Annotated in this window: 12 protein-coding genes; 8 read left to right on the forward strand and 4 right to left on the reverse strand. The window is 36.2% G+C overall.

Annotated elements, in window-relative coordinates; all coding sequences use genetic code 11:
• Window positions 1-38: 38 nt before the first annotated feature.
• The 3 genes from C7D97_RS09335 to C7D97_RS09345 form a co-directional block, all read right to left on the reverse strand.
• Window positions 39-1208: an IS256 family transposase gene (locus tag C7D97_RS09335; protein WP_105301761.1), complete on the reverse strand. Its 1170-nt coding sequence runs from the start codon at window positions 1206-1208 to the stop codon at window positions 39-41.
• A gap of 153 nt (window positions 1209-1361) precedes the next feature.
• Window positions 1362-2351, reverse strand: a complete 990-nt coding sequence (locus C7D97_RS09340) for a hypothetical protein (protein ID WP_105301762.1) — start codon at window positions 2349-2351, stop codon at window positions 1362-1364.
• On the reverse strand, window positions 2335-2859 hold the full coding sequence (locus C7D97_RS09345; protein ID WP_105301763.1) for a sigma-70 family RNA polymerase sigma factor: 525 nt from the start codon (window positions 2857-2859) through the stop codon (window positions 2335-2337). The genes C7D97_RS09340 and C7D97_RS09345 overlap by 17 nt, the downstream gene beginning before the upstream one ends.
• A 231-nt stretch (window positions 2860-3090) precedes the next feature.
• Between C7D97_RS09345 and C7D97_RS09350 the strand changes: the two genes are divergently transcribed.
• Window positions 3091-4866, forward strand: a complete 1776-nt coding sequence (locus C7D97_RS09350) for a flavocytochrome c (RefSeq protein ID WP_105301764.1) — start codon at window positions 3091-3093, stop codon at window positions 4864-4866.
• Between the two features lie 115 nt (window positions 4867-4981).
• Entirely contained in the window at window positions 4982-5701 is a 720-nt protein-coding gene (locus tag C7D97_RS09355; protein ID WP_105301765.1) for a copper homeostasis protein CutC, read from the forward strand.
• A 77-nt stretch (window positions 5702-5778) separates the two neighbouring features.
• Here the strand turns inward: C7D97_RS09355 and C7D97_RS09360 are convergent, their stop codons facing one another.
• A complete protein-coding gene (locus tag C7D97_RS09360; RefSeq protein ID WP_105301766.1) occupies window positions 5779-6357 on the reverse strand; it encodes a xanthine phosphoribosyltransferase in 579 nt (192 codons plus the stop codon).
• Window positions 6358-6492: 135 nt separating this feature from the next.
• Between C7D97_RS09360 and C7D97_RS09365 the strand changes: the two genes are divergently transcribed.
• The 6 genes from C7D97_RS09365 (at window position 6493) to C7D97_RS09395 (ending at window position 13167) form a co-directional block, all read left to right on the forward strand.
• Entirely contained in the window at window positions 6493-7182 is a 690-nt protein-coding gene (locus C7D97_RS09365) for a DeoR/GlpR family DNA-binding transcription regulator (protein ID WP_105301767.1), read from the forward strand.
• Window positions 7179-8087, forward strand: a complete 909-nt coding sequence (gene pfkB / locus C7D97_RS09370) for a 1-phosphofructokinase (RefSeq protein ID WP_105301768.1) — start codon at window positions 7179-7181, stop codon at window positions 8085-8087. Before C7D97_RS09365 ends, pfkB begins: the two co-directional genes overlap by 4 nt.
• Window positions 8077-9939 (forward strand): PTS fructose transporter subunit IIABC, encoded by a 1863-nt coding sequence (locus C7D97_RS09375; RefSeq protein WP_105301769.1) that lies wholly within the window; start codon window positions 8077-8079, stop codon window positions 9937-9939. The genes pfkB and C7D97_RS09375 overlap by 11 nt, the downstream gene beginning before the upstream one ends.
• Window positions 9940-10587: 648 nt before the next feature.
• Window positions 10588-11526 carry an alpha/beta hydrolase gene (locus C7D97_RS09385; protein WP_105301771.1) on the forward strand — a complete coding sequence of 313 codons (939 nt, stop codon included), beginning with the start codon at window positions 10588-10590 and terminating at the stop codon, window positions 11524-11526.
• 69 nt (window positions 11527-11595) lie between these two features.
• Complete coding sequence (locus C7D97_RS09390; protein WP_105301772.1) at window positions 11596-12870, forward strand: M18 family aminopeptidase; 1275 nt, start codon at window positions 11596-11598, stop codon at window positions 12868-12870.
• On the forward strand, window positions 12871-13167 hold the full coding sequence (locus tag C7D97_RS09395; RefSeq protein WP_105301773.1) for an MTH1187 family thiamine-binding protein: 297 nt from the start codon (window positions 12871-12873) through the stop codon (window positions 13165-13167).
• Window positions 13168-13246 lie beyond the last annotated feature (79 nt).

The raw sequence follows: 13246 nt of genomic DNA on the forward strand, positions 1-13246 counted from the left end.
TCCATAATATTGTGTAAATTAAACTAGCACAATATTTACTATTTCATTCTAATATATATTTTAGAAGATGTTATCCAATCCTCATTGATATCAATGAGGATTGCGCCTATTAGACGCATGGCTGAATCTTCATTAGGAAATATTCTAACGACTTTTTCTCGCCTTCTAACTTCTTGATTTAATCTTTCTAAGCAATTTGTTGACCTAAGTCTGCTATGAATTACATCATTAGCTAGATATGCAAAAGCATCTTCAAATCCTTCATCTAAGGTGTTTAAGGAGTTTTGAAATTTCTTTTCGGTTTCATATTTTAAGAATATTTCATCTTTCATTTTTCTTGCCAAGTTTATATCTTGGATTTTAAACAGTGTTTTGATATCAGTTCTAAATTCTTCAGTGTTTTTCTTTGGTGCCTTTGATAGGATGTTTCTTAGAAAGTGTACCTGACATCTTTGCCATATTACATTTACGAATGTTTCTTTTATTGCTTTTACTAGTCCTTTGTGAGCATCTGATATTACCATTTTGAGTCCAGATAGTCCTCTAGATTTTAAATATTCAAAGAAGTTTGACCAGGAGTATTCACTCTCGCTAGAGCTTAGGTCTAAGCCTATGATTTCTCTATTTCCTTTTTCATTTATTCCTATTGCAATATGACAAGCCTTTGATACTACACGATTGTTTTCCCTTACTTTTATATATACAACATCCACAATTAGATAAGGATATTTTATCGTACTTAGGTCGCTATTTCTCCGTAGTTTTACTTCTTCGTCAAGTTCTTTAGTTAGGGATGATACAAAGGATTTAGAATATGTTTTTCCGCACATATTTTCTATTACCTTGGATACTTTTCTTGTTGATACTCCTTGAACATACATTTCTAGCATTGTTGTAAGTAGAGCTTTTTCATTTCTTTGGTAGCTTTCAAAAACTTCTGTCGAGAATTTACCGTCTCTTGTTCTAGGAACTCTTAGAGTTAAAGTCCCTATCTTTGTTGTGTAGTCACGTTCGTAGTATCCGTTGCGGTAAGTGCTCCTATTAGGATCCCTTTGATAGGCTTTATTTTCTAAGTATTCATCTCTTTCTTTTTCCATTAGCTCATTAAAAACTTTTGTTAAGATAGATCTAGCAATTTCATTGTCTACAGATTTATTAATTAAATTTTGTATTTCTTCTTGATTAATTGTAAAGTGTAATTGGGTCATTTGTTTCTCCTAGTTGGTTTTTGTCGTTGAAAACATTGTACTAGTTTAGGTTCCAAATGACCTTTTCTTTTTACACAATTATACGGACTCTATCTAAATTCTGTACTATATTTTGTCATTAAAACCGACCTTAACTGGCCGATTTTTAATTTCTTATTTTGAAGACAAGGTAAATTCTTCGATTTTTTCATAGTTACCATTTGTTAGTTTGCCGGAGGATTCATTTAATTTTGCTCCTAATAGGGTAAATTCTATTTCTCTACCATCTTTTATTTCATCTAGACTTAGGTCTGAGAATGTTGAATTGTAGATGAAGGTTGCCACTCCATCAGAGACTGTTCTTAGGTCTAAGGAGACTTCTTTGCCTTCTTGGTCAACACCTTTGATTTGATAATCATAGTTTGAATCTAATCCTTCAATTACAGCGGTCATAGCTATTGGATTTACCTTCATCATTCTAATGTTTGCACCATTTTCTAGTTTATAGTTTTCTGCAAGTATTTTATTGTCTTTGTTTACTATATTTGAGCTTGCTTTGATTGATACAATTTCATTTGAAGTGCCACTTCCAATATAAAGGTCAATATTTGCATCTTCTAGTTCTGGGAAAGTCTTTTCGAATGTTGTCATGTATTCAGAAACAAAGGCCTTGCCGTCATCTGACATGCCTGTTGATCCGCTTTGCCCCCATGCCTTGTAGGTCTCACCGTTTATTACTACTTTATAGATATTTGTGGTATTAGAAACGTCTTCCTCAAGGCTTCTTCCTTTTGGATCTCTGAGTATTGTTGAATAGATCTTGTCATCTTCGATTACAAGATTTTCGAGAATAATAGATTCATCACCTATTTCTATTGGCTTATGAAGTTCTGTTACATACTTATAGGATTCTGGGCTTGCTCCGATTGTTTCCATCATAGATACTTTAAGGTCTGTGAAAGTCTTAGAAACACCTGCCCTTACAGGAGGCATTGTTAGTCCTGCTGCAAGGAGGAGAGCGGCTGCTACTGCTATATATTTTTTCTTAGAATTTTTCTTGTAGGATTTTGCTGTCATATATAATTTCTCTCTTTCTATATCATCGAGCTTAAATTCGCTAGTTTCAAAGTCTAGGTCATTTATCTTATCATAAACATTTTTCATTTTCTATATCCTTTCTAATTTTTTTCTTGCCTCGGGATACTCTGTTATAAAGCCCAGCCTTTGATATGTCGTAGATTTTGGCAAGGTCATCATAGGAGTAGCCTTCTATAAATAATTTACTAAAAATTTCTCGGTCTTTTTCGTCTAGGATCTTTAGAATTTCATCTGTTTCGTCTAAGTTAATCCCACTTTCATCTTCTAAATAGTTTTCTACTTCATCAAAATCCACACTTTTGTGTCTGATTTCTTTTCTTAGGGCGTCGATTGCCTTATATCTTGCAACACCTGCGCACCAGTTTTTAAAGCTTGATCTTTTAGGGTCAAAGGAATCTATATTATCCCAAACTGCAAGGATGCTGTCATTTAGGACTTCCATCCTTATATTTTCGTTAAAGGTTAATACCTTATAAATAGATGCTTTCATAACTGGGCCATAGGTGTCGATAAAAATCGTTAAGGCTTTTTCATTTCTTTTTTTCATGCCCTTTATTATTTTTTCTTCACGCATCTTATCCTCCTTCACCTATATATTCGTAACAAGATCTTGTTTTCTATCAAAAATTATATTATTTTTCTAATAATAATTATTCACCAAATTCTATTAAAATCTACTTTTTACTGAATATTTGATATAAAGCATAAGTATTTATAGAAAATACTTTAACCCGCTATTTTAAGGACTTGCAAACATTATCATAATTTGTTATCATTTATAAGCAGTATTAAAAAGGGAGGATATATGAAGAAGAATAAAATTTTGCCAATTCTTTTATCAGCAGCTATGCTTTTTACTGCATGTGGCAATAATACAGCTGATAATAAGGATGGAGCTAAGGAAGAAAATGCTAAAGTAGAAAGCGTTAAGACTACAAAAGCAGGACACAACGGAGACATAGAAGCTACAGTTAATTTCGATGGAGATAAGATAGCTTCAATTGATCTAGTACATAAGGAAACAGAAGGCTTAGGAGATGAAGCAGCTGATAAAATCGTAAAAGAAATTGTAGATAAACAATCTATAAATGTAGATACTGTTTCAGGAGCTACAGTTACTTCAACTGCCCTAATCGAAGCAGTAAAGGCTGCCATTGAAGAAAGTGGTCGTGATCTTAAGCTTTATGAAAAGGAAAGTGACGAAGCTAACAAGGAAACAGAAACTAAGGATTATGATGTAGTAGTTGTAGGTGGTGGTGGAGCAGGATTTGCTGCTGCAGTAACTGCCAAAGAAGCAGGTGCTAATGTCCTACTTCTTGAAAAACTTGGCCAAGTTGGTGGTAATACCCTAATTTCTGGTGGAGAATACGCAGCTCCAGTTAACGAACTTCAAGAAAAAGAAGGAATCGAAGATAGCAAAGAACTATTCGCCAAAGACGTTGAAGAAGCAGGCGGAAATAAGGAGTTAATCGAAGTATTAGCTGATAAGGCAACAGATGGTGCCCACTGGCTAAGAGATGACATCGGAGTAGAATGGCTAGATAGTTTGATGTTCTTCGGTGGACACTCAGTTAAGAGATCTTACATTCCTAAAAACCACACAGGAAACGAATTAATTTCAAAATACAAGACAAAAGCAGAAGAGCTAGGAATCGACCTAATGACAAACACAGACGTTAAGGAAATTCTTACAAAAGACGGAGTAGTGTGCGGAGTTAGGGCAGAAGGAAGCGATAAAAACTACGAAATCAACGCTAAATCAGTAGTTCTTGCTACAGGTGGATTTGGTGCAAATGATGAGATGACTTATGAGAACGACCATGAAATCGACGAACATGTCCTATCAACTAACTCTCCAGGAGCAACAGGAGATGGTATCGTAATGGCACAAGCTCTTGGTGCAGATACTGTAGATATGGACAAGATCCAACTTTACCCAATATGTGACGTTGAAACAGGTAAGCTTCTATATGTTGGAGATACAAGACTAGTAGGTGGAGCACTTCTAGTAAACAAAGAAGGTAAGAGATTCGTAGAAGAGCTTGATACAAGACGTGCTATCTCAATGGCTATCAAAGATCAAACAGACTATGTAGGATACCTAATTTGGGATGAAAAATCAAACGAAAAAACTGGTACAATGAAATCTAACCCAGAAGAAGCTAAGAGCCTATTTGATAGAGGCCTTCTATACAAGGCTGACACAATAGAAGAGCTTGCAGACCACTTTGGTATCGACAAAGAAGCTTTAGTAGAAACAGTAAATACTTTCAACGAAAACTCTAAAAATGGAGAAGACCCAGAATTTAATCTAAGAATGCTAGGTTGGACAATCGATGAAGGTCCTTACTACATGCTAAAGGCAGCTCCAGCAGTTCACCACACAATGGGTGGTCTAGTAATAAACACTGACGCAGAAGTTCAAACAGAAGATGGCAAGTCTATCGAAGGACTTTACGCAGCAGGAGAAGTAACAGGTGGAATCCACGGCAAAAACAGGCTTGGTTCTGTAGCTATGGCTGACATCACAGTTTACGGAAGAATAGCAGGAGAAAATGCAGCAAAACACGCTGGAAAATAAGATAAGAATTAAGGAGTCAGAGAAATCTGGCTTCTTTTTTTGCTTTCTTTGGGTATAGATTAAGATGAAAAACGTGATAGACTTTTCTAAAGTTAAGATAAAGAAAGGATAAAATGTGAAGCTTGAAATATGTATAGATTCCTATGAATCTTTTATAAATGCGAAAGAAGCTGGTGCTAATAGAGTAGAAATATGCTCCGCCCTAGATCTTGATGGTATAAGTCCCTCTGTGGGACTTGTTAGTAAAATTGCAGGAGATAAAAATATAGAAAAAGTTGTCATGATTAGACCAAGGCCCTACGATTTTTCCTATAATGATGAGGAATTTGAGATGATGAAAGAAGAGATAAGGATCTACAAGGACTTCGATATAGATGGCTTTGTCTTTGGACTTCTCAAAAAGGATGGGAGGATTGATCTAGCTAGGACAAAAGAATTGGTTGAGCTTTCTAGGCCAAAGGAAGCTATATTCCACAGGGCCTTTGATTACTCCAAGGATGGGGAGGAAGTGATAGATGATTTGATAGAAATTGGGATCAAGAGAATCCTTACTTCAGGGAAAAGCCCCACAGCTATAGAAGGAATTGAGCTTTTATCAAGGATTAATCACAAATACAAGGACAGGATCGAAATTATGGCAGGATCTGGAATAAACTATTCAAATATCTACGAAATCTATAGGAAAAGTGGAATTGAAAACTTCCATATGTCGGCTAAAAACAAAAGAAAAACAGAGATGGTCTATCTTAAAGAATCGAAACTATATCAAGATATAGGCTTTAGTGATAGATCGCTTATAAGAAAAGCCAAAGAGACAATAGAGAAATTATCTTAAAATCAGCTTAAAAAAGTGGCCTAAAGATAAAAAAAATAAACTAAAAAGGAGCTTTCTGGCTCCTTTTTTAGCTTATTTTATTCTTCAACAAAAGTAATCTTGCCGTCTTCTAATTTTGCAATTCTTGCTAGGGAGTATACTTCTAGTCCCATTTCGTTCTCGATTACGCTACGACCTTCAGAGAAGGACTTTTCTATTACTATACCAAAGCCTACTGGGTTGGCGCCTGCTTGTCTTACTAGAGCAACCATTCCCTTGGCTGCTTGACCATTTGCCAAGAAGTCGTCTATCATGAGGACGTTTTCGTCTTCTTTGATGAAGTTTTTGGAAACTATAAGCTCATTTGTAACTTGTTTGGTGAAGGAGTATACGCTTGAATGATAAACATCATCTCCGGTTGTAAGGGATTGTTGTTTTCTTGCGAATACACACTTTACTCCAAGCTCTAGGGCTGTAGCAAGGGCTGGGGCTATACCTGATGATTCTACTGTTAGAACCTTATCTATCTTTTGATCTTTGAAATGCTCAGCAAATTCCTTGCCCATTTGTTGGATAAGCTTACAGTCTATTTGTTGGTTGAGGAAGGAGTCTACCTTTAGGATATTAGGTCCAATAACGATTCCTTCTTCTAATATTTTTTCTTCAAGTTCTTTCATGTTCACTCCTTATGTAGAATTTATACGCTTTTAATAATTATAGTGTTTTTAAGAAATTAGTCAAATTCAGATAAGTTAGAAGGGTTTTGAAGGAATATGATTGATTTTGAATGAAAATGATGATATAATATCAGCATGATAGTAGAAGAAAGACTCGATATGATATTGGATGTGCTTTTTAAGGAAAAGAAGATATCCAACAGATATTTAACTAAGAAGCTACATGTCAGTGAGTCAACCCTAAGACGCGACCTCGACATCTTGGAGGAAGCTGGAAAGATAAGGAGGGTCCACGGGGGAGCTGTATTAAATATAAAGACAGATGAGAGAAGTTTCACTGATAATGAGCAAAGCATGTTAGAAGAGAAGAAATCTATAGGAAGAAAGGCCGCAAAGTTAGTCACTGACAAGAGCTTGGTTTTCTTAGATGCTGGATCTACAACAAATATGATGATCGACTTTCTAGAAGCCAAGGATATAAGGATTGTGACAAATGGTCTAATGCATACCAGTAAACTAATTGAGAAAGGGTTCGATACGATAATTATCGGAGGAAGGCTTAAGGCAAAAACCAGGGTCACTACTGGGGTAATTGCTATGAATGAGCTTTGCGATTTTAATTTCGACCTAGCTTTTATTGGTGCAAATGGCTTTGATGATGAGTATTTCTATACCGCTGATATAAACGAGGCTCTTATAAAGAGAAAGGCGATTGAGCTTTCCAACAAGGCCTATATCCTAGCAGATTCTTCTAAGGACCAAGAGTTATATCATGCGAAGATTATAAAAAGAAGTGAAGTAGAACTGATTGAGGAGGACAGATGATTTATACATTAACAACGAATCCATCAATAGATTATATAATGAGGATAGAGGACTTTGCCCACGGAGCTACCCTTCGCAGCAAGGCAAGCGAAATGTATCCAGGCGGTAAGGGAATCATGGTCTCAAAGCTACTTAAGAACTTGGGAGATGATCCGGTAAATATTGGCTTTCTTGGTGGCTTTACTGGAGATTTTATAAAAAATGAGCTAGAAAAGCTAGGCATTAAGGAAAACTTTACAGAAATTAAGGAAGATTCTAGGATCAATGTCAAATTAAAATACCAAGATGAGACAGAGATCAATGCAGAAGGACCTCATATAGAAGAGACGGAAGTAGAGAAGTTTTTTGCTAGTCTCACGGAGGTTAAAGAAGATGACCTTCTAGTAATCTCAGGATCTTTACCAAAAAGTCTAGATAAAGACTTCTATAAGGAAGTAATAAGAAGGATTTCTTGTAAGTTTACAATAGATATAGCAAACAAGGAAGTCCTAGATTATCTAAAATATAAGCCAGTTCTTGTGAAACCAAACAAAGAAGAGCTGGGAAGGATATTTGAAACTGAGATAGAAACAGATGAGGACATAATCTCTTACGCAAGAAAGCTTAATGAACTTGGGGCAGAAAATGTAATCGTATCTCTAGGAGGAGAGGGATCTATCTTTGTAGATAAGGATAGGGTCCTTAAGGCGAGCCCAATTACAGGAAAGCTTGTAAACTCCGTTGGAGCGGGAGATTCCATGGTGGCAGGATTTGTCTACGGCCTAAGCCATGGCTTATCTAAGAAAGACGCCTATAAGCTAGCGGTAGCTTGTGGAACAGCGACAGCCTTTAGCCCTGATATAGGAAGTAAGGAAAAAATTGATGAGATTTTAGAAAAAGTGGAGGTAAAGGAAAGTGGAAATTAGAGACTTACTCAAGCCTGAACTGATGATATTTGACCTTCAGGCAAATGATAAGAAAAGTGCAATCGATGAAATAGCCTCAAAGTTTTTCGAAAAAGGCTATGTAAAAGACAAAGAAGACTTCAAAAATGGACTTATAGCAAGAGAAGAAGAAGGATCAACTGCCCTAGGTGAGTCAGTAGCTATCCCTCACACCAAAAACGAAACTGTCAAAGAACCTGCAGTTTTGTTTGCAAGAAAAATGGGAGGACTTGACTACGAAGCCCTAGATGGCGAGCCTACAGAAATATTCTTCTCCATAGGTGCACCTGCTGGAGAAAACAACCTCCACGTAGAAACCCTAGCCGAGCTTTCAAAAATGATTATGAAAGAAGGCTTCATAGATGACCTTAAAAAATGCTCAAACCCAGAAGAAGTTTACGCTATAATCGACAAATACTCAGAGAAAAAGAAGGCCCCAGTAGTAGAAGAAGCAACAAACAGCGATATCAAATTGCTAGCAGTAACAGCTTGTCCAAACGGTATAGCCCACACTTATATGGCCCAAGAAGCTCTAGAAAAAGCAGCCAAAAAAGCAGGAGTTTCAATCAAGGTCGAGACAAATGGGTCTGATGGAATAAAAAATAGACTAACTGCCAAGGAAATCGAAGAAGCTGACGCTATAATCATTACAGCTGATAAGAAAGTCGAAACAAATAGGTTCGATGGCAAAAGACTTATCCAAAGACCAGTATCTGACGGAATCAGAAAAAGTGATGAACTAATCGAAAAGGCCATCAAGGGTGAAGGAAGAATCTTTACTGCAGAAGAAGGAGCAAGTAAGGAAAGCTCTGACGATGGTGAAGGTCAAAGCTTCTGGCAAAAGATTTACGGAGACCTAATGAATGGAATAAGCCACATGTTACCATTTGTAATCGGTGGTGGAATCCTTATGGCAATCTCCTTCCTAGTAGAAAGATTCGCAGGAGATAGCTCCCTTGCCTTCACCTTCCTAAATGGTCTTGGTGGAGATGCCTTTAGCTTCCTAATACCAATCCTTGCAGGCTTTATTGCCATGTCTATTGGAGATAGACCAGCCCTAATGCCAGGTATGGTTGCAGGACTTATGGCAAGCCGTGGAGCAGGCTTTATCGGTGGACTAATCGGAGGTTTCCTTGCTGGTTACGTAGTTAATTTACTAAAGAAAGCCTTCAGAAATCTTCCAAAATCAGTCGAAGGCCTAAAGCCAATGCTAATCTATCCAGTATTTGGTCTTCTAATTGTTGGAGCCTTGATGTTCTTTATCATAGACCCAATATTTACTGGAATTAATACCTTCATTAACAACTGGTTAATGAGCCTATCAGGGGCTAATATGCTTCTTCTAGGAGCAATCCTTGCAGGCATGATGGCAATAGACATGGGTGGTCCTATCAATAAGGCTGCTTACGCCTTTGCAATCGGAGCCTTCACAGATACAGGAATAGGAACCTTTATGGCAGCTGTAATGGTTGGAGGAATGGTTCCACCAATTGCAATAGCAATAGCAACAACATTTTTCAAAGGTAAATTTACAGAAGATCAAAAGAAGACTACAATTACAAACTACATCCTAGGACTAAGCTTTATCACAGAAGGAGCAATTCCTTTCGCAGCTGCGGAACCAACTAAGGTAATCCCAGCAAGTGTTATAGGATCTGTCATAGCAGGAGCAATAGTTGGAGGCTTTAACATATCAGCCCCAGCCCCACACGGAGGAATCTTCGTATTGCCAGCTATGTCAAGCCTAAGCCAAGCCCTAATCTTTGTAGGAGCTGTATTAGTAGGTGCAATTGTTGGTGGTCTAATCTACGGATTTATCAAAAAGAAAGACTAAGCATAATAATTAAAGAAAAAGAAGTTTTCTATTTAGGAAAGCTTCTTTTTCTATTTGCAGTATTTAACGTTATTTGAGAGATAAGTAAAAAAAATAGAGAAGAAATGAAAATCATCAAATCTTCTCTATAGATCAAGTTTCTAATTTATACTGGAAAGATATTTGTAAACATATATAGGAGCAATCAAAGCGCCTATTACACTGTGAAATCTAAATAATATCCAACTTTCCGCCTTACCTTTATCTGTAGAAATATGGAGGGCTGGAAATATATAAGGGATTGTTACAATAAAAAGTATTCGTAGAAATAGGACTAAATACTTATTTAAACTAGTAGTTCTTAAAAATACATTGACTGCGGAAACTACAACTATTACGACAATCCAAGCTATAACTGTGGCTATGTAATCGCCGGTTTTCTCAGGTTTTTCAACAGATTGCCACAAGGCTGCTTTTAACACTTTTTATCTATTAAGCCCTCCTTAAATCTCAAAATATCGTTTAATATTTTCTTACCCTAAATTTTCTTATATAAATTTAATTAGCTAATAAAAAATATTGTAAAGATTATGTAAAATGTTTTCCTATATATTCTAATCTAGGTCAAAATATCTTATAATATATATAAGAACTATTTGGGAGGCTTTTATGAAGAGAAAACTTAAGATTGGGCTTGGTGTGATTGTAGCTATAATCATAATTCTTTTTATTGCTTTTTCTATCTTTATCGGCAAGGCTACCTTCGATGGGATGACTGAAAATGTAAGCAGGGATGTGACTAATAAGGAGCTTATTTCTTATAAAGAAGTTTACGATGACTTTGCTCGAGGAAAAGATAGCAAAGAAATCAAGATAAAATCAAGCGAAGATGGACATGAAATTCCTGCTGTATTTATCAAAAATCCACAAGCTAAGGGGATTTGCATCATGGTTCACGGGATGGGAGGGACTAAGTATTCTCTTTATCCTCAAGGTCAGATTTTCTATGATTTAGGATATTCTCTTATATTCTATGATCAGAGAAATTCTGGGGATAATCTAGCACCTTACAATACCTATGGGGTTCTTGAATCCTTTGATTGTCTGGATGCGATTTCTTATATAAAAGAGGATTATCCAGATGAGAAGATTATCCTTTATGGCGAATCCTATAGAGGAGCGACTAGTCTTATTGCTGCTAGTAGGGATAGTTCAAATATTGACTACCTGATCTTAGACTGCCCTCTAGGAGATAGTAGAGAAATGGTAGATAAGGTCTTAGCTAAAGTAGAAGAAGAGGAGAAGATCCCTCAAAGTTACATGAAATTTTTGGGAAATATCTTCCTAAAGATGAAATTAGGCTTTGGCCTAGAAGATATTGACTCTACTGAGTGGGCGAGACAGGCAGATATCTCAAACCCTGTCCTTGTAATAAATTCAAAGATAGATACTATGACCCCTTATCATATGGGATATGAAGTATATGAGTCTATAAACTCAAGCAAGAAAGAAATCTATACAGGAGAGGACTTCGGCCACTGTGAGTTTTCTAAGATTGATCCCGAAGGCTTTAAGGATCTTATAGGAACTTTCCTAGCTAAATATTAAAATTATTACAATCACCAAGCTTATCTTATTTCAAAATGAAGGAAGGATAATTTTGGGTATGATATAAGTATGAATAGTTTAGAATTTAGTAAAGATTTAATAAAATTTATTGATGATAGTCCAGTTTCCTATTATGCAGTAGAAAATGCTCGTAAGATATTAAAGGAAAAGGGCTACACAGAACTTTTTGAAAATGAAAAGTGGGATATTAAGGAAAAGGGCAAATATTTTGTAGTTCGTGACGGGACTGCTCTTTTTGCCATAAATCTCGGAAAAGATTTAAGAGATGGCTTTGATATAATTGGTTCCCACACAGAAAGTCCAACTTTTAAAGTAAAATCCAATCCTGAAATGGCAGAAAATGGATATCTCAAGCTAAATGTTGAAGCATATGGAGGGATGATTTATTCGACATGGCTTGATAGGACTTTATCACTTGCGGGAAAAGTAGTTTATGAAAAAGAAGTCAAGCTATTATCTAGTCTAATAAATATAGATAAGGACCTTCTAACAATACCAAATGCTGCAATTCATATGAATAGGGCTGTAAACAAGGACTTTTCTTACAATCCACAGGACAATTTGTATCCTATCATTACTACTATCAAAGATAGGGCCCAAAAGGACGGCTACATTCAAAAGCTTATAGGAGAAGAGCTAGGAATTGACCCAAAATCCATAATAGATTATGATTTATCCTTATACGATAGACAAAAAGGAACAATTATAAATGACATGTATCAGATAGGTAGAATTGACAACCTAGGATCTGTCCACGCCTCTCTTATGGCCTTTGTAAATGCTGATTCTACAAAGACAAATGCCTTAATTTTAAATGATAACGAGGAGATTGGTTCAAGGACAAGAACAGGGGCCTTCTCACCATTTTTAGGAGATTGCCTAAAGAGATTTACCCTTTTAAGTGGAGGAAATGAGGAAGATTATCAAATAGCAATTGAAAACTCATTTTTGATAAGTGCTGACCAAGCTCACGCAATCCATCCAAACTTCAAAGGAATCTCTGACCCAACTAACGAAGTTAGGATGAATGAGGGACTTGTGATAAAAATTGCAGCAAATGGTGCCTATAGTACAAATATCGAAAGCAAGGCAAGAATTATTAAAATTGCAAGAGACTTAGGCTTAAAGCTTCAAACTTTCCATAATAGAAACGACAAACAAGGTGGTTCAACTATTGGTCCAATAGCTTCAGCAAATTTGGGTATAAGAAGTATAGATGTAGGCGAGCCTATCCTTGCCATGCATTCTATAAGAGAGCTTGGAGGAACCTATGATCACTTTGACGCTTATAAGATTTATAAAAGATTTTACGAGGAGGATTAGATGGCAGTAGTAGAAGTATGCCTAATACCAATAGGAACAAAAGAAACATCAGTAAGCAAATACGTAGCAGAAGCAGAGAAAATCCTAATGGCAGAAGGTGTAAAATATAAACTAAACCCTATGGGAACAGTGATAGAAGCAGATGCCGACAAGGCACTTGAAGTTATCAGAAAAATGCAAGAATCTGTCTTTGATAAAGGGGCAGATAGGGTGTATTCTGTAATCAAAATGGACGATAGAAGAGATAAAAACGCAAGTATGGAACAAAAAATCAAATCAGTAGAAGATAAACTATAAATCAGGAATGAACCCTCTAGTGGTTCATTCTTTTTTTGAAAAAATCTTGTTATAAATTTAACTATTTGTTACAATAATA

The sequence above is a fragment of the Anaerococcus marasmi genome (assembly GCF_900290195.1).
GTDB lineage: Bacteria > Bacillota > Clostridia > Tissierellales > Peptoniphilaceae > Anaerococcus > Anaerococcus marasmi.